Raw genomic sequence first — 23,623 nt, forward strand, 5'->3', positions numbered from 1 at the left:
CCCGCCACATCGGTCACGGTCATCGAGACGGTGAGGGCGCCTTCTGTGAGCCCGGAAGTTGCGGTGCTCAGGTCCAGACCGGTGACGGACAGATTGCCGTCACCGTCGACCGTGATATCAGTCGTGGGGACGGTGATCTCGTTGGCTGGATCGGCGCTGTCAGTGATGGTGATCACGACATTGCTGCTGTCGAGACCGGCCTCGATGCTGCCAGTCAGGTCGACAGCGCTGATGTCTGCCAGATTGAGCAGGCCATCGTCACCATCGACGAAGGCGATACTGCCTGTCGGGGCGGTCGCATCGATCGTCACGGCACCGAGGTTCACGGCGTCGCTGACGTTGCCGGCCACATCGGTCTGACGGATCTGCACGTCGCCATCGGCATAGCTGCCTTCAGCGAGGGTAAAGGTGGTGCCAGTGCCATCGATCCAGGTGCTGCCGCCGTCGAGGGAATACTCCCAGGTCGCGTTGGTCTCGAGGCCACTGATGGTGACCTCGCCATTGCTGGTGATGCCGTCGGCATCGAGCGTGTCGGTGGTCAGCGCGAGGGCCGGAGCGTCAGGCACCGTGAGGTCACTGGTGGTGGTGCCGTCAGTCTCGAACGTATTGCCCGCCACATCGATCACGGTCATCGAGACGGTGAGGGCGCCTTCGGTGAGCCCGGAAGTTGCGGTGCTCAGGTCCAGACCGATGACGGACAGATTGCCGGCACCGTCGACCGTGATATCAGTCGTGGAGACGGTGATCTCGTTGGCTGGATCGGCGCTGTCAGTGATGGTGATCACGACATTGCTGCTGTCGAGGCCGGCCTCGATGCTGCCAGTCAGATCGACGGCGCTGATGTCTGCCAGATTGAGCAGGCCATCGTCACCATCGACGAAGGCGATGCTGCCCGTTGGGGCGGTCGCATCGATCGTCACCGCACCGAGGCTGACCTCATTGCTGACGTTGCCGGCGACATCGGTCTGACGGATCTGCACGTCGCCATCGGCATAGCTGCCTTCGGCGAGGGTGAAGGTGGTGCCAGTGCCATCGATCCAGGTGCTGCCGCCATCGAGGGAGTACTCCCAGGTCGCGTCGGTCTCGAGGCCACTGACGGTGACCTCACCATTGCTGGTGATGCCGTCGTCGGTGATGTTGGTATCGGTGGTGAGCGCCAAGGCCGGATTGGTGGGCTCAGCAGTATCGACGGTGAGGGTGAACTCGCCAGAGGCTGCACTTTCGTTGCCGGCGGCATCGGTCGCGGTGACGCTGAAGACGTGATCACCGTCGGTGAGATCAGTGCTCGGGGTATAGCGCCAGGCGCCATTGGCATCAGCTGTCACGCTATCAACGACTTCGCCGTTGTGGGTGATGGAGATGGTGCTGCCGGCCTCGGCGCTGCCGGTCAGCGTCGGCGTCGCGTCATTGGTGCTGTCGCCGGAGGCGAGGGCACCGGTCACGGCTTCCACATCATCCGTGGCGGAGGCGATGGTCGGGGTGTTGGGGGCAGTGACATCCGCAGCTTCCGGCACCACCAGGGTGTCGGAGACCGGGCTTTCGTTGCCGGCCGCATCGGTTGCTATGGCTGTCAGAGTGCTGCCAGCTTCCTGCTCCGGTGAGAGCTCAACGGAGAAGTTGCCTTCTGCATCGACGACCGCGGTACCCACCACATCATCGTTGGCATTGGTGATCTCGACCGTGGTGCCCGCTTCACCGGTTCCGGCGACGGTGGTGCCATCGGTCTCGGACAGGACTGGCGCATCCGGCGCAGCAGTATCGACGGTGAGGGAGAACTCGCCGGACGGCGCACTTTCGTTGCCGGCAGCATCTGTCGCGGTGACGCTGAAGACATGATCGCCATCGGTGAGATCAGTGCTCGGGGTGTAGTTCCAGGTGCCATTGGCATCGGCTATCACGCTATCAACGACTTCGCCGTTGTGGGTGATGGTGACGGCGCTGCCGGCTTCGGCGCTGCCGGTCAGCGTCGGCGTCGCGTCATTGGTGCTGTCGCCGGAGGCTAGGGCACCGGTCACGGCTGCCGCATCATCCGTGGCGGAGGTGATGGCCGGGGTGTTCGGCGCGGTAACGTCAGCGTCTTCCGGCACCACCAGGGTGTCGGAGACCGGGCTTTCGTTACCCGCGGCGTCAGTGACAGTGGCGGTCAGCTCAGCGCCGACTTCCTGCTTCGGAGACAGCGTGATGCTGAAGGTGCCGTCATCGGCAACAGGGCCGGTGCCCAGCAGATCGCCATCACCATTGGTGACTTCGACGGTGCCACCGGCCTCGGCGCTGCCATTGGCCGTCTCGCCATCGGTCTCGGACAGAACCGGCGCATCCGGCGCAGCAGTATCGACGGTGAGCGTGAACTCGCCGGACGACGCACTTTCGTTGCCGGCGGCATCGGTCGCGGTGACGCTGAAGACGTGATCGCCATCGGTGAGATCAGTGCTCGGGGTGTAGTTCCAGGTGCCATTGGCATCGGCTATCACGCTATCAACGACTTCGCCGTTGTGGGTGATGGTGACGGTGCTGCTGACTTCGGCGCTGCCGGTCAGCGTCGGCGTCGCGTCATTGGTGCTGTCGCCGGAGGCGAGGGCACCGGTCACGGCTGCCACATCGTCTGTGGCGGAGGTGATGGCCGGGGTGTTCGGCGCGGTAACGTCAGCATCGACCGGCACATCGAGTGCCGCGGACGCTGCGCTTTCATTGCCGGCCGCATCGGTTGCCGTGGCTGTCAGAGTGCTGCCAGCTTCCTGCTCCGGTGAGAGCTCAACGGAGAAGTTGCCTTCTGCATCGACGACCGCGGTACCCACCACATCATCGTTGGCATTGATGATCTCGACCGTGGTGCCCGCTTCACCGGTTCCGGCGACGGTGGTGCCATCGGTCTCGGACAGGACTGGCGCATCCGGCGCAGCAGTATCGACGGTGAGGGTGAACTCGCCAGAGGCTGCACTCTCGTTGCCGGCGGCATCTGTCGCGGTAACGCTAAAGACGTGATCACCGTCGGTGAGATCAGTGCTCGGGGTATAGCTCCAGCTGCCATTGGCATCTGCCGTCACGCTATCAACGACTTCGCCGTTGTGGGTGATGGTGACGGTGCTGCCGGCTTCGGCGCTGCCGGTCAGCGTCGGCGTCGCGTCATTGGTGCTGTCGCCGGAGGCGAGGGCACCGGTGTCGGCTTCCACGTTGTCGGTTGCGGAGGCGATAGTCGGGGCGTTGGGGGCAGTGACATCCGCAGCTTCCGGCACCACCAGGGTGTCGGAGACCGGGCTTTCGTTACCCGCGGCGTCAGTGACAGTGGCGGTCAGCTCAGCGCCGGCTTCCTGCTTCGGAGACAGCGTGATGCTGAACGTGCCGTCATCGGCCACAGTGCCGGTGCCCAGCAGGTCGCCATCACCATTGGTGATTTCGACGGTGCCACCGGCCTCGGCGCTGCCATTGGCCGTCTCGCCATCGGTCTCGCTCAGGACTGGGGTATCAGGCGCGGAGGTGTCGACGGTGAGTGTGAACTCGCCAGACGGCGCACTCTCGTTGCCGGCGGCATCTGTCGCAGTGACGCTGAAGACGTGCTCGCCATCGGCGAATTCAGTGCTTGGTGCGAAGCTCCACGTGCCATTGCTATCGGCGATGGTCGTGCCGATCACTTCGCCATTATGCGTGACGGTGACGGTGACGGTGCTACCGATCTCGGCGCTGCCGGTCAGGGTCGGGGTCGCATCATTGGTGCTGTCGCCATCGGCGAGGGTACCGGTCACGGCTTCCACGTCGTCGGTTGCGGAGGTGATGGTCGGGGTGTTCGGCGCGGTGACGTCAGCGTCTTCCGGTACCACCAAGGTGTCGGAGACTGGGCTTTCGTTACCCGCGGCATCGGTGACGGTGGCGGTCAACTCAGTACCGGCTTCCTGCTTCGGCGACAACGTGATGCTGAAGGTGCCGTCATCGGCGACAGTGCCGGTGCCAAGCAGATCGCCATCACCATTGGTGATTTCGACGGTGCCACCGGCCTCGGCGCTACCATTGACGGTGCTGCCATTGGCGGTTTCGCCATCGGTCTCGCTCAGGACTGGAGCATCAGGCGCGGAGGTGTCGACGGTGAGTGTGAACTCGCCAGAGGATGCACTTTCGTTACCGGCGGCATCGGTCGCAGTGACGCTGAAGACGTGCTCGCCATCGGCGAATTCAGTGCCTGGTGTGAAGCTCCACGTGCCATTGCTATCGGCGATGGTCGTGCCGATCACTTCGCCATTATGCGTGACGGTGACGGTGCTACCGATCTCGGCGCTGCCGGTCAGGGTCGGCGTCGCGTCATTGGTGCTGTCGCCGGAGGCGAGGACACCGGTATCGGCTGGCACGTCGTCGGTCGCGGAGGTGATGGTCGGGGTGTTCGGTGCCGTGATGTCAGCATCCTGCGGCACGGTAACTGCGGTGGAAGCTTCGCTCACGTTGCCGGCGGCATCGGTCGCGGTGGCGGTCAGTTCGGTGCCGGCTTCCTGTGTGGGGGACAGCTCGACCGAGAAGTTACCATCCGCATCGGCGACGGCGCTTCCTACGCTGTCGCCGGCGGCATTGGTGACCTCGATAGTGGCGCCGGGCTCACTGCTGCCGGTGAGGATGTTGCCATTGGTCCCGTCGAGGACAGGCGCCTCAGGCGCTGTTGTGTCCTCATCCGAGGAGGAGTTGTCATCACCAGTGGCAGCGGCCACGCCGACACCGGCGGCCACGGCAACGCCGCCTGCCACGAGGCCAACGGTGCTGATGCCAGCCCCCGCGCCTGCGCCCGTCGCAGCTTCTGCTCCCGCAGTGCCCGCACCCGCTGCTGCGGTAGTGAGAGCCGTCTCTGCCGTCGTCAAGGTCGCGGTACTGGTGAAGGGCACGGCCCCTCCTGCGCCAGCTTCACCCAGACCCACCTGAAAGAGCTCACCGGCGAATTCATCGCCTTGTAGATACAGATGGCTGAGCTCGGTGGGGTCTGCGTAGAAGTTCTCGATCGTGATCAGTTCCCCGTTTTCGAGAGTGACAAGCAGGTTGTCTCCCTGGCGGGTCATCACCTCGATATCGCGAGGATGGAGATCCAGACTGACATCCGATGATCTATTGAGGGCAATGGTATCGACTTCACGCAGGATCGTTTCCTGCTCCGCGAGCTGACCGTGGGGCGCGACCTTGGCAGTTACCGGCATATCGTTGTCCTCAATGGCACTTCTTGTGCATTCGCGACTTTCTATTAATTATCGATAATCAACACGTTATTGTGGCTCGGATCATTTTTCTAGTACTCAGGTGTCAATCTCTTTCGTTGGAGTATAGTTTATTCGTGTATAGGTTTTCTTTCGGCTGTAAATTTTCATGACTCAATGTCTCGTTGCCTCCGCGAACCGCTGCTCTACTGGAGATCGGGGAGTCGAGTGTCAAATTCAATAACGCCTGGTGAAGGGGTTCAGATCATGTGCTGAGTATGATTCTCCTAATCGGTCGTGCGACTAAAGATCAAGTAGTGCTAACTGGTTAATTTAGCGGCAAAAATGATTTTAATTTATGGTATGCTTATAAACTGTTGGCTATTGAGGCGCGGAATACGTTGTTTAAACGAATGGAATATGTTTTCGAGAATAAAAAAGGCGCCACCCGCTAGGGTGGCGCCTTTGTCGTCCGTGGCGTGGCCTGTATCAATCAGCGCTGAAGGGGACGGGCATTCTCTCCGCCTTGCCATTCACGGTAGGCGTCAATCTGTGCCTGAGAGGCTTCGATCGGCGTCTTCATGACAAACCAGGTGACGGGCTCAGAGCATGGTGGGGTGGTAAGCGAGCCGGAGTACTGCCAGCCGGCATGCTCGCGCGGCAGCAGCAGGTTGGCAGACAGGCCGCTTGTCAGGGTCTCGGAGAGGCCGCGCTGGGGCAGGCGACTCAACAGGCGGCTGAGAGCCAGGTTGTCATGCCCTTCCTCGACCAGTACGGCCAGCACAGCCAGCTTGCCTTCCGGCGTGCTGTGCACCAGATGGATTTCCATGGCGGCACGCTTGCCGTCGATGGCGTGCTCTGACGGCACATGCAGGTGCACCTGCGACAGAGTGTACTGGGTGCCATCCAGCGTCATGGTATTGCCGCTGGCCCCTTCGATCTGCAGGGTGTGGCCCGTATCGCGCGTGACGAGCAGCGACGAATGGTAGTCGAGTATCGGGCCCGCTTCATTCAGCGTGCGTGACTGGCTATCGATGTCGATCGGCGACTGCTGGCTGCCGGCCGAGCACTCGGCATACCCCGGGGTGAGCTCTCCCCAATGCTCGGGGCCATTGGCACCGGCATTGGTACCGTCCGCTGATTCACTCTCATAGCTCCACTCAGTGACCGACGTGCCCGGGGCGGGCGACGTAGTAGTGTCATCGGCGAGCGCCGGGAAAGATGACGACGTGGCGGCAAGCAACACGGCCATGGCAAGTGGGCGTAACAGCGCGCGAGGCGACGAGGAAGAGGCTGGCATTGAGGTGTCCTTGCTCAAGAGTCCAGTGTCCTGAGCCGCCGTAGGCAGTCAGAACTCAGATGAATGAAGGCAGTCAGTGTGCCGGACTCAGGGGCGAGGTCAAGATGACGCTGGAGTGTCACTAGGGTGTCGCATTCCAGCGTCAGTTGTCGCGACGTTCATCGCATCAGTAGTCACGACAGTTGTGAAAACAGAGAGGGGGAGATGTCAGCGCTCGAGCCACAGGCATTCCACACTGTCGCCGTGGTTGAGCTGTGCGTGGGGCGGAATCACGGCCAATGCCTGAGCACCGGCACAGGAGGAGAGAACTGCTGAATTCTGGTCCGGGAAGGCATACGCTTCAAGCTGGCCGTCACTGCCGGGCGACAAGGTCACGCGCAGGTGGTCCTGACGGATGGCAGTCTTCGCCGTGAAGGCTGCGCGAACCGTCATGCGTTTCAGCTCACGCAATGCATCACAGTCGGTCATCTCGCCCAGCAAGGGGCGAACGAACAACCAGCCGCCGACCCAGCTGGAAACCGGATTGCCCGGCAGGCCCACGACACGCACCGAGTCACCCCGGGGGCTGTTGATACGCCCCAGCGCCAGCGGTTTGCCCGGTTTGATGGCCAGACGCCACAGATCCAGGCTGCCCAGCGCCTCGATGGCAGGGCGGACGTGGTCTTCCTCGCCGACGCTGACTCCACCGCAGGTGACGATCAGGTCAGCCTGTTGCGCCGCCAAAGCGAGGACGTCACGGGTGGCCTCGAAGGTATCGGCCACATTGAGTGGCGCCAGCACCACCTCAGCCCCGAAGTCGCTGAGCATCTGGCTGAGCATTACGCGGTTGGAGTTGTAGATCTGGCCGGGCTTGAGCGGCTGGCCGGGTTCAATCAGTTCATCGCCGGTCGCGAACAGGGCCACTCGTACCTTGCGTCGTACCGATACGTAGCTGAGCCCTTGTCCACAGAGAAGACCCAGCGCGGCAGCATCCAGTCGCGTGCCCGCCGCCAGCAATCGATTGCCTTTGCTGACATCCCTGCCTTGTACCCGAATGTTGTCGCCGTGGGTGCGAGGTCCGGGCAGCCAGGCCAGGGTGGTGCCATCTTCGTCTTCACGCAGTGTCACCTCTTCCTGCATGACCACCACGTCGGCACCGTCGGGGATTTCCGCTCCGGTGAACAGGCGCGCGCAACTCGCCACGGCCAGCGGAGTGGCAGGCTGACCTGCCGCGACACGCTGACTGATCGGCAGCCAGGCACCGTCACCAATGTCTGCCACGCGGGCACAGTAGCCATCCATCTGGGAGTTGTCGGCAGGCGGCACGTCAAGCTTGGCATGCACGTCCTCGGTGAGCACGCGCCCGGCAGCGTCACTGACTGCCACGCGCTCGGCAGGCATCAGCGGGCAGCTGTCACGTAGCGCGGCGAGTGCACTGGCCAGGGGCGCCAGCCCCTTGGCGCCGACAGGCACGGCGTCGCAGCCACATTCTGCCTCCGCGGATGGCGACGGGCGAGAATGCGGGTCTTTACTGGTGTCAGTGGGCATGGGTTCCGCGCTCCGGAATCACCAGGTTGGCGAAGTTGCAGGGGCGGTGACGGCTGTCGAGCTGCTCCTTGAGGATACCGTTCCAGGCCGTCTTGCAGGCACCGGTGGAGCCGGGCAGGCAGAACACCACGGTACGGTTGGCAAGCCCTCCCAGACAGCGGCTCTGGATCGTCGAGCTTCCGACTTCCTGGTGGGAAAGCTGACGGAAGAGTTCGCCGAAGCCCTGGATTTCCTTGTCGAGCAGCACGCGAATGGCTTCCGGCGTGGAATCACGCCCGGTGAAGCCTGTGCCGCCCGTCGTCAGGATGACCTGCACGGCCGGCTCCGCGATCCACTCGCTGACCACGGCGCGCAGTTGATAGACGTCATCGGGCACGATGCGCTTTTCATGCAGGCTGTGGCCAGCCGCCGTCAGGTTGTCGACCAGGGCGTCGCCGGAGCGGTCATTCTCCGCCGTACGTGTATCCGAGACGGTCAATACCGCGATGGTGAGGCCGATCTGTTCGTCATTGCCGCTCATGATCAGTCCTTCTTGCCTTGTTGACGTGCCTCGAGCGCTGCCAGCTGCTCTGGGGTCGCCTTGGCCTGGTGGTGTGTCTTCCACTCGGAATAGGGCATGCCGTAGACATGCTCGCGCGCCGCGTCGTAATCGAAGCTCACGCCGCGCTCCTCGCCAGCGGCCATCAGCCACTTGGACAGGCAGTTGCGGCAGAAGTCGGCGAGGATCATCAGATCGATGTTCTGGACATCCTTGTTGTCATCCAGGTGCTTGAGCAGACGACGGAACGCGGCCGCTTCCAGTTCGGTGCGGGTCTGTTCGTCCAGTTGGCTCAGGTCTTGTACGGCTTGAGGGGTCGGGTCGCTCATCGAATTCTCCTGAGAAGGCGCAGCCTGGCGCCTGCCTTCATGCTGTCGGGGTGCCTGGTGGGCCCAGGCGGGATATCTGAAACTTTACGCAACTAATGCAGAGCTGTGAACCAGCGCTGCACGCCCGTGGTTCGGTCTGTGATTTGGCAGACGGATTGGCCGGTGGAATGCCAGTGGGTGGCAGAGTCGCGAAAGAGTGTGCGCGGGCAAGCGAGAGAGCAGGCGCTGGCAAGCGAAAACGCCCGGCAGGCGAACCTGACCGGGCGTATCTTCACTCATCCAGCGGATGTCTGACGCCGCGCTAATTCGGACGTTGCTGACGTGCCAGGCTATCGTCAGGTGCCGTAGAGGGGTCTGCTGCCGGGTCTGCCGCTTCGGCCTGCTTGACCTCGTCGTACCACAGATTGTGGTGCTGCTTGGCCCAGGTCTCATCGACATAGCCGGTCTTCATGCCCTCGAAGGCACCCTCGGTACCAGCGGTGCCGATATAGATGTGGCCGAAGGACACCGCGATCAGCATCAGCGAGGCGATGCCGTGGAAGACATTGGCCCACTGCATGTTGTCACGCGTCTGACCGAAGATCGGGAAGTCCAGCACCAGCCCGCTGGCAATCACTACCAGGCCGACCGTCGCCAGAATCCAGTACCAGGCCTTTTCCCCGCCATTGGCGAAGCCGGCATCCGGATGCTTACCCTTCATCATGCCGCCACCCTGACGGAACCAGTCAAGGTCATGCTTCTTGGGAATATTGAGCTTCAGCCACTTGGCCAGCACCAAGATCAGCATGATCGAGAACAGGGGGCCCACATAGTTGTGGATCACCTTGGTCGCCATGATCATGTTGGCCCAGAACACATCCCCGAACACATTGCGGAACACGAATTTGCCCCACAGCAGATTGATGCCGGTAATGGCCAGCGTCAGGAATAGCGTCGCCAGCGTCCAGTGCATGGCACGCTCCAGCGCCGTCCAGCGCAGCATCAGCTTGCCGCTGCGCGGGTGGTCCAGATTGTTGCGTCCCACCAGCAGGTAGAAGATCGCCAGCACGGCCAGCATGCCACCCAGCGCGATCAGGCCGCCCGGTGAGATCCAGCGATTGCGGATCTGGCGCCAGGTCTCGCCGCTCTGGTTGATCAGGCTGTAGTTGGAGTCATGACGGCTGTCGATGGAGTTGCCCCCATTCTTGACCTGCCGCCAGGTATCGGCGTCCACCGTGCCGACCGCCTGACCGATCTCGCCGTCAGGGTTCGCGGCCAGTGCCTGAGGAGCCAGCCAGAGACTGGCCAGCATCAGGCACAGGAACATGGCGACCACGGTCAACCGTGAAGCTGTAAAGTGCGCGCGCATGTCGCCTCCTTACCCCTTGCGGGCTGCGTCGTAGGCCAGGTGGTCCGCCTGCTGGACGCTGCTGGTGGTCAGATTGGCAGAGGTTTCCGGATGGCTGGCCTTGTCGACCGGCGACCAGGCGCCGTCTTCATGGCCGCGGTAGACCACACGCTGACGGAAGATGTCGGAGACGGTCTCGGCATCGCCGGCCAGCAGGGCCTTGGTGGAGCACATCTCGGCGCACAGCGGCAGCTTGCCTTCGCTGATGCGGTTGGCGCCGTACTTCTCGAACTCTTCTTCCGGGCTGTCGGCCGGGCCGCCGGCACAGAAGGTGCACTTGTCCATCTTGCCGCGCTCGCCGAAGGCGCCTTGCTGCGGGAACTGCGGGGCGCCGAACGGGCAGGCGTACAGGCAGTAGCCGCAACCGATGCAGATGTCCTTGTCGTGCAGGACGATGCCATCATCGGTCTTGTAGAAGCAGTCGGTGGGGCAGACCGCCATGCACGGCGCGTCATCGCAATGCATGCACGCCACCGAGATGGAGACTTCACTCGGCTTGCCGTCGTCCAGGGTGACCACGCGGCGACGCTGGATGCCCCACTCGGTCTCGTTGGCGTTCTTGCAGGCTGTCACGCAGCCATTGCACTCGATGCAGCGCTCTGCATCACACAAAAATTTCATCTGGGCCATGGTGCTTCTCCTTCACGGCCTGTCGCCGGGTTCCTCGGTCAACAGGCCGGATGATTCTGGTAACGGATACGTCCGATCGTGTCCTGTGCTGCGTCATGGCCGCGTCACTTGGACGCGGCCGTCACTCGAGTCAGGCGAGGCTGACGCGGCACAAGGTGACCTTGGTTTCCTGCATCAGGGTCACGGGGTCGTAGCCGTAGGTGGTCGCGGTATTGGCCGATTCACCGAGCACATAGGGCACGGTGCCTTCCGGATAGCGGGACTCGAGGGATTCGCCTTCGTAATGCCCACCGAAGTGGAAGGGCATGAAGACGACATCCGGGCCGACACGCTCGGTGACCATCGCCATCACCTTGACGCGGCCGCCCTCGGCGCCCTCGACCCACACCATGTCGCCGTCCTTGATGCCCTGGTCATTGGCCAGAGCCGGATTGATCTCGACGAACATCTCCTGCTGCAGCTCGGCCAGCCACGGAATGGAGCGCGTCTCTTCGCCACCCCCTTCGTATTCCACCAGGCGGCCCGAGGTCAGGGTGATCGGGTACTTGGCGCTGACGTTCTTCTCCTGGATGGAGGCGTAGAGCGTCGGCAGGCGATAGATGGACTCGGAATCCGGCCAGGTCGGGTAGTCCTTCACCAGATCGCGACGAGCGGTATACAGCGGCTCGCGGTGCTTGGGAATCGGGTCCGGGAAGGTCCACACCAGGGCGCGCGCCTTGGCGTTGCCATACGGCATGCAGCCATGCTTGATGCACACGCGCTGGATGCCGCCGGACAGGTCGGTCTTCCAGTTCTTGCCCTCCGCCGCCTGCTTTTCCTCGGCCGTCAGGTCATCCCACCAGCCCAGCTGCTTGAGCAGCTTGTCGGTGAACTCCGGATAGCCATCCTCGATCTCGGCGCCCTTGGACCAGGAGCCTTCCGCGAGGATGTTGGTGCCGTTGTGCTCCACGCCGTAACGCGCGCGGAAGTTGCCGCCACCCTCGGCCACCGTCTTGGAGGTGTCATACAGGATGGGCGAGCCCGGGTGCCCCATCTCCGGCGTGCCCCAGCACGGCCACGGCAGGCCGTAGAAGTCGCCGTTGGCCGGGCCGCCACGGGCCTTGAGCGTCTCGAAGTCGAAGGTGTGCCAGTTCTGCTGGTGAGCCTTAAGGCGCTCAGGGCTCTGGGCGGTGTAACCCACCGTCCACATGCCGGCATTGAACTCGCGCGTGATGTCCTCGACGACGGGCACGCTGCCCTCGACCTTGATGTTGCGGAACAGCTCGTCGGCGAAGCCCAGTTTGCGAGACAGCAGGTACATGATCTCGTGGTCAGGCTTGGACTCGAACATCGGCTCGATGACCTGATCGCGCCACTGCAGGGAGCGGCTGGAGTTGGTCACGCTGCCGGTGGTCTCGAACTGGGTCGCGGCCGGCAGCAGATAGACACCGTCGGTACGGTCGTGCATGACGGCGGCGATGGTCGGGTAGGGGTCGACCACCACCATCATGTCCAGCTTGGCCATCGCCTTCTTCATCTCCGGCCCGCGGGTCTGGGAGTTGACGGCATGGCCCCAGTAGAACATCGCCTTGAGCGCGGTGCGCTGGGAGATGCGGTCCGGGTTCTCGAGCACGCCATCGACCCAGCGCGAGACGGTGATGCCGTTGGTATGCATCGGCTTGCCGTCGTGATATTCGGTCTGGTCGTAGCGGTTCTGGATCCACTCGAAGTCGACGTTCCAGACCTTGGACCAGTGCTTCCACGCGCCTTCGGAGAGGCCGTAGTAGCCCGGCAGGGAGTGGGACATCAGACCCAGATCCGTGGCGCCCTGGACGTTGTCGTGGCCACGGAAGATGTTGGCGCCGCCACCGGACTTGCCGATGTTGCCCAGTGCCAGTTCCAGGATGCAGTAGGCGCGGGTGTTGTTGTTGCCGGTGGTGTGCTGGGTACCGCCCATGCACCACACGACGCTGCCCGGACGGTTCTGGGACAGGCGGCGTGCGACGTCGAGCATGTCGGCCTCGGCGACGCCGGTGATGCGCTCGACTTCCGCCGGTGGGAACTTGGCGACTTCAGCACGCACTTCCTCCATGCCGTAGACACGCTGCTGGATGTAGGCCTCATCTTCCCAGCCATTCTCGAAGATGTGCCACAGCAGGCCCCAGATGTAGGCGACATCGGTGCCCGGGCGCAGGCGCACGTACTTGTTGGCCTTGGCCGCGGTCCGCGTGAAGCGCGGGTCGACGACGATGATCTCGGCGTTGGAGCGTTCCTTGGCCAGCAGGATGTGCTGCATGGCCACCGGGTGCGCTTCGGACGGGTTGGAGCCGATGAACAGGATCGAACGACAGTTGTGCATGTCGTTGAAGGAGTTGGTCATCGCCCCGTAGCCCCAGGTATTCGCGACCCCGGCCACCGTGGTGGAGTGACAGATACGCGCCTGGTGATCGACGTTGTTGGTGCCGAACAGGGCCGCGAACTTGCGCATCAGGTAGGCCTGTTCATTGCTGAACTTGGCCGAGCCCAGCCAGTAGATGCTATCGGGGCCGTGCTCCCTGGTGAGCTCGAGTACCTTGTCGCCGACTTCCTCGATGGCCTGCTCCCAGGAGAGTTTCTTCCACTTGCCACCTTCGAGCTTCATTGGGTACTTGAGGCGACGGTCGGAGTGACCATGCTCACGCAGCGATGCGCCCTTGGCGCAGTGCGCGCCGCGGTTGAAGGGGTGATCGAAGGCGGGTTCCTGCTTGGTCCAGACACCTTCCTGGACCTCGGCATAGACGCCGCAGCCCACGGAGCAGTGTGAGCAGATGGTGCGCTTCGTCTCGACCGGCGCATCAGACACTTCGGTCTTGGCTTCGGCGCGTTTCATCATCGGGGCGGCCATGAAGCTCGCGGCGGCAAGGCCGCCGGTGGCGACACCGCTGCGTTTCAGGAACTGGCGGCGGTTGATACCGAGTCCTGAGGTCTCTTTGGCAGAGGGGGTGGGGGTCAGTCGCATGACATCATCTCTCCTCGTCACCCGAATCATTGCCCGGGCCGCGTCAGCGGGTCAGGGGGCAATGTCGGGAGCGGCGGTCTTTCAGATCAGGGGCAGTCCTGATCCGTGCCGACTTGTCACTGTCGATGGCGGGCGGAAATCTCTCCGCGCTGCCCGTTGTTCAGGCCGCTGGCCGCGCGCATGGCGCTGGCTCGGGGCACTGTCTGTCTGGCATTCAGTCACGCAGCGTGGCGTAGAAGGCCTTGATGTGATCACTCTCGCGATAATTGTCCGTGCCCTTGTCCTTGACGGGGCCTTCCGGCGCGGCCTGGTCCGGAATCACGGCACCGGCCAATGACCCTGCTGCAGCAACCCCTACGGTGCTGGCGCCCAATACGCGCAGGAATTTGCGGCGCCCTTGGCGCGCCTGGTTATGGCTGTCTTTTGCGTCATCAGTCTTCATGCTGATCTCCTGTCGGCAATGCTGCTGGGTGATGCGAGATGGATAGCGTTGCAGTCTCGAATGTTGCTTCACGTCATGCGTGACATCAGTGTCTTGCGTCGGGCGCCACACTGGCTGGCATGACGAGCTGGACGGTCTCTGCCGTCACCTGCTCGCCAGAGTTGTGTTCGGTAGCCGCATGCAGCGGGATCGAATCACCGAGGTTCAGGCGCTCTGCCCGCAGGAAGGCCTGCCCCAGGTAGCCGACGGCGGCATAGAAGGGGCTCTCGCGTCCCGCGAGGTCGGCGCAGCAGCGCTCGCCCCAGCTGGCCACATGGCGGCGGAAGAAATTGACCTGCTCGCCGGGCATCTCATCGATCAGCATGGCCATCACTTCGCACAGTGCGCCGAGATGATCCTCGGGCTCATGCACGTCGCTCTGGCGTTCGAAGCCGAGGCGTTTCAGGTCCTGGCGCAGGGCGACCAGCGGCATCTCCATCAGCGAGCCGGTGAGGTACCAGCTGGCGTAGGGCACTACCTCGCCCTGCACCACGCCTACCAGGCTCTGGAAGAAGTCGTCTTCCAGCCGGCGCGAGTCGCTGACGCGGGCGGCCAATGACAGCGACGCCAACGCACGCGGCAATTGTTGCTCGGCAGCCCCGGGCAGGCTGATGGCGTCATGGTCGAGTTCGGCCAGAAAGCCGATCAGTTCCGCATCCGGCGCTGCGCGCAATAGCCGCGCCAGTAGTCGGTAGAGGTCGGCGCGCAATGCCTGCTGTTCTTCACTATGGCTTATCAGAGAGTCGGCCGCAGTGGTGTCAGGTGCACGGTCGTCAGTCCCACCTGCTGCAAAGTCGTCGGGAGTCGACGTGGGTGATGTCATTGGCTCACACCTTGAGTTGGGCATCGGGATTGCGTGCCATTTCGTGCCAGATGTCCTTGACGCGGCAGTCGCTGCACATCTTCAGGCGCAGTGCACCATCGCCCTGGAAGTAGGCATGCGAGGCCAGTTTGGTCTGCATCGCCGTGATGGTGGCGGTGGAGCCGAACGGCGTGCCGCAGCTGATGCAAGGGAAGGGCATATCCTGCTTGATCAGCTGCGATTCGCGGCGCACCTCGGGCTGCGGAGCAAAACCAGGCGTCAGGGTGATGACCTGCTCCGGGCATGCCTGCTCGCACAGGCCACACTGCACGCAGTCACCTTGAGTGAAGGATAGTGCAGGCGAGGTGCGATTGGCCGAGAGAGCGCTGGTCGGGCAGACGGCGACGCAGCCCTGACACAGCGTGCAGTTGTCGCTGTCGACGTTCACCACGCCGAAGGGCGCGCCTGTCGGTACGGCGACGCTGTCCTGCGCCAGGTCCGCGACCGACAGGGTCGCCAGGTGATCGAGCACCCGATTGAGGCGTTCGCGCTTGCCGGGGCGTGCCTGCGGTTGACCCAGCAGCCAGTCACGGGCGATCGGCTGGCTGGGCTGGTGCTCTTCTTCGCTATCCGCGCCCGGTGCCAGAGCGACACACAGCGGCGTGATCAAGGGCAGGGGGTCAGCCTCGCGGGCATCCATTTGCGGCAGGGTGGCCGGCAGTGATACGAAGCGGATGCGCGGCTCGCCACTGGCCGCATTAGCAAGTCCCATGCTGTCGAGCAGGGTCAATGCCAGGCGACGTTCGCTCTCGAGCTGCTGGTACTGGCCTGCGGGCAGGTCGTGGGGCAGTTCGACGATGACCTGTGTCGCACCGAGTGCGAGTGCGGCCAGCCACTCGTCGTGCCCGGTGGCGGAGATTTCCTCGAGAGTGATATCGAGGCAGCGCTCCTGGTCGACACTCGCCAAGGCAGTCTGCGAGGCAAGGGATTGCTCCAGGCGATAGCGCAGCAGCGGGTAGAGGCCGCCGCCATCCTGATAGCGCTCCAGCAGGCGCTGGATCTGCTCCATGCGCTGCTCGGCCGGAGGCTGGGTGAAGCTCAGTGCGCCGGTCGGGCAGGCGCTGACGCAGCTGGCCGCGCCGTGGCACAGGTAAGGGTCAATCTCGATATGCGCATTGCGACGACCAGCCACCGAGAAGATGGCATCGGCACTGCACGATGACAGGCAGCGCGTACAGCCGATATTGCCGGCACTGGCGTGCGCGCAGGTATCGAGATTGACGGTCACGTAATTCGGTTTGTCGAAGTTGCCGATCAGGCCCGCGAACTGCATGGCCCAAGCGGTCAGCTGTGGCAGTGATTCCTGAGAGACCTCAGCATCGGCGACCAGCTGATCCAGCTCGGCGATGATGTCCGCGCCGGCCTGCAGATAGCCGGGCGGTGGCAGTTCCGCCTGGTTGAGCGGCTGGCTGGACAGGTCGGCGATCAGGTCGAAATGGGGCGCGCTGCCGGCACCTTGCGGCGCCAATGCGGCGGCCAGATTGACGCCATCACTGGCAAGGCTGAACTGGCCGAGGTGACCGCTCAGCGCGAGCATGTCACGCGGGACACTGTGCGCAGGCAGGGACTCGCTTGCGGCGAGATGCTGTTCATCCATCGTCACCAGCGCACTGTTGTCCTGCTCACTGATCAAGAGTGCCACCGGCAGCTGAGCGGTAGCCGGCAGGCGGGTCAGCAGACTTGCCAGTGCGCGCACTCGCGCCTCGCTGCCGATGATCACGGTGCGTCCCTGACTGTGATAGCGGATGGGGGCGCTGCCGGCATCCGTTGCCAACAGCGGCAGACTGGAGGCAGGCGAGCCACCCATGGCGGATGACAGGGCGCGTTGGCGTGCTTGTTGATTGAGGGCGCGTTGAGCGCTCTCGAGGCTTGAGCTGAGCATCCTCATCCTTATTCGGTCGTGGCGGACCTTGCATGCAAGCTGCCGTCAGGTGGCAGGCGGATGATGCAGGTCCCGGTCGTCGCTGATTCTCGCGGCCTCTCTCGGTCTTTCGCGGTGAGGGCCGGGTCGGCGATCGACAGTCGTTCAGTGGGGATTCATGACAGGCCAGCTGTCCTTGCACCATGTTGATGACATTGCCGTTTTCGCGCTCGACGCGCGAGGTGCGGTCAGGTCGCGCAGGCGCTCATCACCGCAGGCGGTTGACGTTTGTCATCATCTTCAAGGGTTGGCATGTCATGCTGAATCTTGCCTGTGCATTGCAGTCAGTGCGCCTTGATTATGCGCGTCAGGGTGACTCATGAGGCATCAGGATGACCTTGGTCAGGCGTGCTCGGCTTGCTCGTGGGTCATAATGACTCATGTCGAGTCGCGGCGCGTCATCCTGACGCCCTGGTGGGGCTTGTGGTATCGGCCTCTCGTCACGGCTTGTAACGGGCGACACGGCCATCATCTGATTCGGGTGCTGTCTCGGGCGAGTCTTGCGCAGGTATCGCTTGCGGGTCAGGCGACTCGACTATCTCTTCTCTGGGTGTCGCGTGTGTCTCGCCCACCGACGCCCCGCCATCAGGTGCCTGCTCAGCGATCTGATCGTCTGTCTCCTGCACCGTATCCACCTGGGGTGTGTCTCTCGCCTCATCGAGCTTTTCCAGGCCTTCTTCGACCTTGCGGGTCCAGCTGCGCAGCGTGTCGGCGACACCTTCGGCGAGCGGGCGCATCTTGGAAAAGTCCTGGTCGTAGTCATCCAGCCCATCGCGCACCGAGTGCTCGCCACCCATGAAGATGCGTCGCAGCGCACGCTGGCGTAGCGCCGGGTCTACGCCGCTCTGCATGAAGGCACTGATGTCGGCGTCTGGGGTCAGGGTGTCGGGGTCTGGCAGCTCGATGGTTGGCGTTTCAGCATTATCTGCGTCCGATGCGTGCTGAGCGTTCTCGGCGGCTGCCTGTTCTGATGCCTGCTCTGCTCTGGAGGAGCTATCGCCGCTCGGGGCTTCGTGCTCCGAGCCGCGCGCTGCTGAGGTGTCAGCGCTATGGTCAGAGACGACTTCCGCCTGTGAGGGCGGGAGGGTGTCGTCTTTGGTTCCCACGGCGCTGTCCGGCTGTGCCAGTTGGTCTTCTCGGCGGGTGTCGCCTTGCTTGCGGCGTGACCAGCGCGAGAACAGGCCTTCATTGGCCGGGCTTGCGTTATCGTCGTGCTGGCTCATGACGTGCTTTCCGTACCATTACCGGGCTGATGCGCCCTGTGGGGTGTCGCGGCGGGCTGCTCTGCCTGACTGGCGCGCCCGGCGCCCTTGCGTTTCTTCTTCTTGCCTTCGTCGATGCGCTCACCGTGACGCGCGAGGTAGGCTTCCAGCCACACCATCAAGGCAGGGGGCATCGGCACGTCCAGCACCAGCTGGTCGCCATCCATCCACTGTGATGCCACCTCCTGGCAGGCCGTCACCACGCGGGGCTGCATGCCGTCGGCTTCGCGCTCATCGCATTGGACGAACAGGCGCGGCTGCTCGCAGCGCAGGTTGTAGCGGTAATCGGTGCGCTCAGTCAGGTGAAGCTGCAGCGGCAGGATGCGGCGATGCGCCACTTCTTCAGCGGCGGCAGGCTCTGCTGCGTACGTGTTCGCCTCTGGCGTTGCAGAGGGGGATAGGTCGGCAATCCGCCAGGTGTCGATGCTGAAACGCCCCAGTTTCTGCGTGGTGGGTGCCAGGGTGATGCTCAACCAGCGGGTGTCTTCACTGCGGGGAGGGATGGATTCAGACATGGCTTCCTTGTTCACTGCTGTACCCGCAAGCGGGTCTGAAAAGAATGCTGCGATGGTGCTGGTTTGCAAGATACATGCCGGCGCTTGCGATATCAGGGTCTTCATCAGTCAGTGCGGGGACAGCTCTGCCATCGGACTGGTACTCTACGGCGATTCAGCGCAAGAATTGCCATTCCAACCGGCTCGATCAGGGAGACCCGAGTTCATGATGCCCTCTGCACGGCCAGCGATCAGTCGCGCCACACTACCCACTACGCTGGACATCGAAGTCATGGATGAGCGCGGTGAGCGTCATCAGCAGTCCATTGCCGCCGAGCGCTCGCTGACCATCTATCTCAATCGGCGCGAGATCGTCACCTTGATGACCCTGGGTGCCGAACCTGAGGCGCTGGTGGCCGGTTATCTGCGCAATCAGGGACTGCTGGGTGAGCTTGAGGACCTCGAAGCGCTGCAGGTGGACTGGGAAGTCGAGAGCGCCTCGGTGGTGACGCGTCATCTGCCCGAGGATATCGAGCAGCGCCTCGGCAAGCGCACCGTGACCACCGGCTGTGGGCAGGGCACTGTGTTCGGCAATCTGCTGGAGCGCCAATCACTGGCCTCGCTGGACGCAGGCCCCTTCAGTCAGGCCTTGTTGTATCGCCTGCTGGAGGCGCTGGCGGCGCACAACGCGACCTATCGCAAGGCCGGTGCGGTTCACGGTTGCGCCCTGTGTCGGGATGATGAGGTGTTGGCGTTCATCGAGGATGTCGGCCGCCACAACGCCGTCGATACGCTGGCGGGGCTGAGCTGGTTGGCGCCCCTGAGTGATGATGCCAGTGATTATCAGGGGGCCAACATCTTCTACACCACCGGCCGCCTGACCTCCGAGATGGTACTGAAGGTGGCTCAGGCGGGGATCTCGGTGCTGGTCTCACGCTCCGGCGTCACGCAGAAGGGGGTGGAGCTGGCGGAACGCTTTGGCGTGCTGTTGATCGCGCGCGCCAAGGGGCGCCACTTCCAGGCGGTGGACCCTGCCGGGCGGCTGGTGCTGGACGCCATCCCGCCGCTGCGTGCAGGTGACGCTCTCAAGTCATCGCGCCATGACGCGTCAGGCAAGCCATCTTCATCAGCCTGCGCAGCCGGGCACGACAAGGAGGGGCAGTGATGAGTCGTCTTTCTTCGCCGCTGGGCGTCATATTCTCACAGGGCTTTTCCTCTGAACTCGGCACACCTTCAGACAGCTCTGCCGCTGAGCCTTCAGGCGAGGGCCTGAATGCGGCCACCGGTCGGCAGGCTCCGGTCCCCCACGACAACCCCTTTCTGACGGTGCAGGAAGTCGCGCGCCTGCTGCATCTCAACGAGAAGAAGATCTATCAGCTGGCCAGTGACGGGACCATGCCGGCGACCAAGGTGACCGGCAAGTGGTTGTTTCCACGCCGATTGGTGGAGCAATGGATTCTCGAGTCCAGCCATCATGGTGTACTGGCGGATCGTCTGATGATCACCGGCAGTGACGACCCGCTGCTGGCCGCGCTCTCCATGCGCCTCAATCAGCAGCATGCCGGTAGCGCCTTCTATGGCATGAGTGTGACCGGTACGCGTCTGGGGCTTGATCTGCTCAGCCAGGGGCGTGCTGACGTCTGCGCCATTCACTGGGGGCGAGCGGAAGAGGCGGCGCTGCGTCATCCGGCGCTGATTCGCGGCCACGATGGCTATCGTCAGTGGGTGATGGTGCGGCTTGCGCGTCGTACCCAGGGGCTGATCATCCGCAATGATGATCGTCATCTGTCCATCGACCCCAGCGGTCTGTTCGGTTCGCAGCGGCGGTGGGCGGTGCGACAGGAGGGGGCGGGCTCGCAGCGCTTCCTGCAGGAGTGGCTGTCCGGCCATCAGATGCGTGCCGAGCAGCTCAACACCCTGGCGATCGCCTATTCCGAGCGTGAAGTGGCCTCGATGGTGGCGCGGGGCGAGGTGGATGTCGGCCCCGGCACGCTGTCGGCCGCCAATGAGTTTGGCCTCGGCTTCGTGCCGGTCTGTGAAGAGGCCTTCGACCTGGTGGTGCCGCGCAATGTCTACTTCCGCGATCTCTTCCAGGGATTGCTGGACTATCTGGCCACACCGAATGGTATTCAGCTGGCGCAATCCCTCGGCGGCTATGATCTGCGCGAATGCGGACAGTTGATCTGGCGCGGCGATGCCGCACAGCACGATTGAAGCGCTCGGTATCGAGACACTCGGTATTGAGATGCTCTGTAATGAGACGCTCGATAAGCTGAACACCTGGCGGATGCTGGCGGTCAGGACTGGCCGGAAGCCATGAGTGTCTTTACGACATCCAAAAAATCGCCCATTAGCGCATGGCTAGTGGGCGATTTTTTTATTGCGGGCTGACGGCGAGCATGGTCTAGCAAGTCATTGTTTCGAATGGACCGGCCAGGTGGCGCTCGCGTTAAGGCAATCTTTGCGGTTTAGCTTCCCGCCAGCGCGTCATATGGCTTATCTCAGCTCATCTCACTTCAACACAGCCCAGCTCGCTTAAACACAGCTCTGCTCACTTCACATCAGCTCAGCTCCGAATCATTGCGAGTACACACTGACAGCACGATGGCATCTTCTTCGCTGGTAGAAACCAGAGCGTGACCCATGTCGGAGTCGAAATAGATGCTGTCACCCTCACTCAGCGGCAAGGGTTCATAGAATTCCGAATAGAGCTGAATGTTGCCCGCCAATACCATCAGGAACTCCTCGCCGTCGTGACGCACCCAGTCGGGGAAGTCATCGAAGCTGCGCGCACGCACGCGAGTCTTGAAGGGAATCATGCGTTTCTGCGCCAGCTGCCAGGACAGCAGCTCGTGCTCATAGGTCGGTGTCGGGTGTGACTTGCCATCGCCGACGCGCGTCAGATCGCGACGCCCGAGAGTGCCACTCTGGCGCTTGGGCGGGCTCAGCAGCTGCGGCAGGTCGATGTTGAGTCCATGAATCAACTTCTGGACCGCAGTGAAGGTCGGCGAGATCTGCTCATTCTCGATCTTGGACAATGTGGAGCGTGCCAGCCCCGTGCGCTGGCTGACATCTTCCAGCGTCCAATGATGGGAGAGGCGGATCTGCTTCACGCGTTCGCCAAGCTTCAGGGGCTCAACGAAGGGTTTGCGACCGGAAGCTATCCGGACGGCGGCGTCCTTGTCTGTCGGTGTGCTCATGAGAGTGGCTTCGCTATGGGCGTGATATTGGCGGCGCACGACATTGAGTGTCGCAGCGCTGTCAGCTGGCGATAAAGTTTACTATCGGAAACTTTATCGCCAGCTTATCACAGCATGGCAAGTGCGCATCATCCCGACACGTAGCCAACATGGCTGTCCGCGACATGGCTGTCTGTAACACTCAAGGCTTGCTGGTGCTCGCTTGATGCAGCGACAGGTTTCCTGGCTGCGGGAAACCTGTCGCGAGGTGTGGTGCTCGCCAGGGGGAAGCCACCTGTGCGGGGGATGCCCAGCGCTAGAACAGCCGGGCACTAGAACAGCAAGGCGCTAGAACAGCGGGTGATCACGCTCATCCTCGGCGGGCTTGGCAAGCGGCGGCTGGACGCCGTCTGGTGTGCCAGGGGCGGAGCGGGTTGGGAGGGTATCCACGGTGGGAGGCGCGAGATCGAGCTGATCTAATGGGCACTGGCCGGGGCGTTGGCCGCTGGCACGCGCATCGAGGCCATCCTGCATCGGCAAGCCCGCCAGCGCCTTGAGATGCGCCTCGGTGCTGCGCCCCAGTGCCTCCAGGCAATACCCGCCCTCCAGCACGGAGACGATACGCCCGTGGCAATGACGCCGCGCGACATCCATCGCCAGCAGGGTAACCCAGTAATAGTCGTCATCTTCCAGGCACAGTTCCGCCATCGGGTCTTCACGATGCGCATCAAAGCCCGCCGAGATCAGGATCAACTCCGGCTTGAAATCATCCAGCTTCTTCAGCCATTGGGCTTCAATGGCGCGCCGGAAGGCCAGTGAGCCGCTGCCTTCGCTCAAGGGGGTGTTGTGGATGTGCTCCCAGCGGCTCTCCAGATAGCGCCACGGGTACATGGCGTCTTGGAAGGAGGAGCATACCAGCGTATCGGGATCATGCTTGAAGATATCGACGGTGCCGTTGCCCTGGTGCACATCGAAATCGAGGATCGCGATCCGCTTCACGCCGTAATGCTGGCGGGCGTGCAGGGCGCCCACCGCCACGTTGTTGTAGAAGCAGAAACCCATCGCATCGGCGCGTTCGGCATGGTGGCCCGGTGGGCGCACGGCGCAGAAGACGTTGTCGGCCTGATCGCGCATCACCTGGTCGACCCCGCGTACCACCGCGCCGGCGGCCAGTCGCGCCGCGACCAGGCTATCGGCACACATCACGGTGTCTTCGTTGATGGTCAGCAGCTGCCCGGCCTGGGGTGGGCATTTTTCCAGTGCCTGCAGGTGGCGCATGGGGTGCACGCGCGCCAGCTGCTCAAGCGTTGCCGCTCGCGCACTGTATTGCTGGACATGCTGAATCACACCGCTCAGCGCCAGCTGACGTTCGATGGCCTGCAGACGCAGTGGGCTCTCGGGATGGGTGGGGCCCATGAAATGCTGACCGCAGTCGCGATGGGATATGTAGGAGGTGATCATCGGCATGCCTGCGTGAGTGTGCGGGTCATAATGGTCTGCACCATGACGTAACAGTAAGAGTCGTCAATGGCATGAGCCAGTCGCCGATGGTCTACCTTGTTTCACGCATGAAG

Annotated in this window: 16 protein-coding genes and 1 pseudogene; 2 read left to right on the plus strand and 15 right to left on the minus strand. The window is 63.0% G+C overall.

From position 1 onward, the window contains the following. The 13 genes from NH396_RS11115 to NH396_RS11175 form a co-directional block, all read right to left on the minus strand. Positions 1-5,165: Ig-like domain-containing protein (locus NH396_RS11115; protein WP_253063624.1), on the minus strand; the 5,165-nt coding region annotated here is incomplete at its 3' end. 490 nt (positions 5,166-5,655) lie between these two features. After that, positions 5,656-6,462, minus strand: coding sequence for a carbonic anhydrase family protein (locus NH396_RS11120; RefSeq protein ID WP_253063626.1), 807 nt, complete (start codon positions 6,460-6,462; stop codon positions 5,656-5,658). Between the two features lie 207 nt (positions 6,463-6,669). After that, positions 6,670-7,989 carry a gephyrin-like molybdotransferase Glp gene (glp, locus tag NH396_RS11125; RefSeq protein ID WP_253063628.1) on the minus strand — a complete coding sequence of 440 codons (1,320 nt, stop codon included), beginning with the start codon at positions 7,987-7,989 and terminating at the stop codon, positions 6,670-6,672. Continuing rightward, positions 7,979-8,509 (minus strand): molybdenum cofactor biosynthesis protein B, encoded by a 531-nt coding sequence (moaB, locus tag NH396_RS11130; protein WP_253063630.1) that lies wholly within the window; start codon positions 8,507-8,509, stop codon positions 7,979-7,981. Before moaB ends, glp begins: the two co-directional genes overlap by 11 nt. Positions 8,510-8,511: 2 nt before the next feature. After that, complete coding sequence (locus tag NH396_RS11135) at positions 8,512-8,856, minus strand: DUF1244 domain-containing protein (RefSeq protein WP_054556717.1); 345 nt, start codon at positions 8,854-8,856, stop codon at positions 8,512-8,514. 301 nt (positions 8,857-9,157) lie between these two features. Next, complete coding sequence (locus NH396_RS11140; protein WP_253064033.1) at positions 9,158-10,162, minus strand: formate dehydrogenase subunit gamma; 1,005 nt, start codon at positions 10,160-10,162, stop codon at positions 9,158-9,160. A 51-nt stretch (positions 10,163-10,213) separates the two neighbouring features. Next, positions 10,214-10,873 (minus strand): formate dehydrogenase FDH3 subunit beta, encoded by a 660-nt coding sequence (gene fdh3B / locus NH396_RS11145; protein ID WP_176677031.1) that lies wholly within the window; start codon positions 10,871-10,873, stop codon positions 10,214-10,216. Positions 10,874-11,003: 130 nt separating this feature from the next. Then, positions 11,004-13,850: a molybdopterin-dependent oxidoreductase gene (locus tag NH396_RS11150; protein WP_253063632.1), complete on the minus strand. Its 2,847-nt coding sequence runs from the start codon at positions 13,848-13,850 to the stop codon at positions 11,004-11,006. A 214-nt stretch (positions 13,851-14,064) separates the two neighbouring features. Continuing rightward, positions 14,065-14,292, minus strand: coding sequence for a twin-arginine translocation pathway signal (locus NH396_RS11155; RefSeq protein ID WP_253063634.1), 228 nt, complete (start codon positions 14,290-14,292; stop codon positions 14,065-14,067). 85 nt (positions 14,293-14,377) lie between these two features. After that, positions 14,378-15,154 carry a molecular chaperone TorD family protein gene (locus NH396_RS11160; protein WP_253063636.1) on the minus strand — a complete coding sequence of 259 codons (777 nt, stop codon included), beginning with the start codon at positions 15,152-15,154 and terminating at the stop codon, positions 14,378-14,380. A gap of 4 nt (positions 15,155-15,158) precedes the next feature. Beyond that, the gene (locus NH396_RS11165) at positions 15,159-17,075 is read right to left on the minus strand and encodes a 4Fe-4S dicluster domain-containing protein (protein WP_253063638.1); all 1,917 of its coding nucleotides are present in this window, start codon (positions 17,073-17,075) and stop codon (positions 15,159-15,161) included. A 479-nt stretch (positions 17,076-17,554) separates the two neighbouring features. Continuing rightward, a complete protein-coding gene (locus tag NH396_RS11170; protein ID WP_253063640.1) occupies positions 17,555-18,337 on the minus strand; it encodes a DUF3306 domain-containing protein in 783 nt (260 codons plus the stop codon). After that, positions 18,334-18,891, minus strand: a complete 558-nt coding sequence (locus tag NH396_RS11175; RefSeq protein WP_253063642.1) for a DUF3305 domain-containing protein — start codon at positions 18,889-18,891, stop codon at positions 18,334-18,336. The genes NH396_RS11170 and NH396_RS11175 overlap by 4 nt, the downstream gene beginning before the upstream one ends. Before the next feature lie 208 nt (positions 18,892-19,099). Between NH396_RS11175 and NH396_RS11180 the strand changes: the two genes are divergently transcribed. Continuing rightward, entirely contained in the window at positions 19,100-20,035 is a 936-nt protein-coding gene (locus NH396_RS11180; protein WP_253064035.1) for a formate dehydrogenase accessory sulfurtransferase FdhD, read from the plus strand. Continuing rightward, entirely contained in the window at positions 20,035-21,084 is a 1,050-nt protein-coding gene (locus NH396_RS11185) for a helix-turn-helix transcriptional regulator (protein ID WP_253063644.1), read from the plus strand. The genes NH396_RS11180 and NH396_RS11185 overlap by 1 nt, the downstream gene beginning before the upstream one ends. Before the next feature lie 347 nt (positions 21,085-21,431). Here the strand turns inward: NH396_RS11185 and NH396_RS11190 are convergent, their stop codons facing one another. Next, complete coding sequence (locus tag NH396_RS11190) at positions 21,432-22,070, minus strand: XRE family transcriptional regulator (protein WP_253063653.1); 639 nt, start codon at positions 22,068-22,070, stop codon at positions 21,432-21,434. A 513-nt stretch (positions 22,071-22,583) separates the two neighbouring features. Further along, positions 22,584-23,510: pseudogene (locus NH396_RS11195) on the minus strand (histone deacetylase family protein); the annotation flags it as partial. Between the last annotated feature and the right edge of the window lie 113 nt (positions 23,511-23,623).

The sequence above is a fragment of the Cobetia sp. Dlab-2-AX genome (assembly GCF_024124625.1).
GTDB lineage: Bacteria > Pseudomonadota > Gammaproteobacteria > Pseudomonadales > Halomonadaceae > Cobetia.

Bases quoted from the DNA above. Each gene is read 5' to 3' on its own strand.
- NH396_RS11150 (WP_253063632.1), bottom strand. From the start codon at position 13,850: ATGCGACTGACCCCCACCCCCTCTGCCAAAGAGACCTCAGGACTCGGT.
- NH396_RS11170 (WP_253063640.1), bottom strand. From the start codon at position 18,337: ATGAGCCAGCACGACGATAACGCAAGCCCGGCCAATGAAGGCCTGTTC.
- NH396_RS11140 (WP_253064033.1), bottom strand. From the start codon at position 10,162: ATGTTCCTGTGCCTGATGCTGGCCAGTCTCTGGCTGGCTCCTCAGGCA.
- NH396_RS11180 (WP_253064035.1), top strand. From the start codon at position 19,100: ATGCCCTCTGCACGGCCAGCGATCAGTCGCGCCACACTACCCACTACG.
- NH396_RS11155 (WP_253063634.1), bottom strand. From the start codon at position 14,292: ATGAAGACTGATGACGCAAAAGACAGCCATAACCAGGCGCGCCAAGGG.
- NH396_RS11120 (WP_253063626.1), bottom strand. From the start codon at position 6,462: ATGCCAGCCTCTTCCTCGTCGCCTCGCGCGCTGTTACGCCCACTTGCC.
- NH396_RS11165 (WP_253063638.1), bottom strand. From the start codon at position 17,075: ATGCTCAGCTCAAGCCTCGAGAGCGCTCAACGCGCCCTCAATCAACAA.
- glp (WP_253063628.1), bottom strand. From the start codon at position 7,989: ATGCCCACTGACACCAGTAAAGACCCGCATTCTCGCCCGTCGCCATCC.
- NH396_RS11175 (WP_253063642.1), bottom strand. From the start codon at position 18,891: ATGTCTGAATCCATCCCTCCCCGCAGTGAAGACACCCGCTGGTTGAGC.
- fdh3B (WP_176677031.1), bottom strand. From the start codon at position 10,873: ATGGCCCAGATGAAATTTTTGTGTGATGCAGAGCGCTGCATCGAGTGC.
- NH396_RS11190 (WP_253063653.1), bottom strand. From the start codon at position 22,070: ATGAGCACACCGACAGACAAGGACGCCGCCGTCCGGATAGCTTCCGGT.
- NH396_RS11160 (WP_253063636.1), bottom strand. From the start codon at position 15,154: ATGACATCACCCACGTCGACTCCCGACGACTTTGCAGCAGGTGGGACT.
- moaB (WP_253063630.1), bottom strand. From the start codon at position 8,509: ATGAGCGGCAATGACGAACAGATCGGCCTCACCATCGCGGTATTGACC.
- NH396_RS11135 (WP_054556717.1), bottom strand. From the start codon at position 8,856: ATGAGCGACCCGACCCCTCAAGCCGTACAAGACCTGAGCCAACTGGAC.
- NH396_RS11185 (WP_253063644.1), top strand. From the start codon at position 20,035: ATGAGTCGTCTTTCTTCGCCGCTGGGCGTCATATTCTCACAGGGCTTT.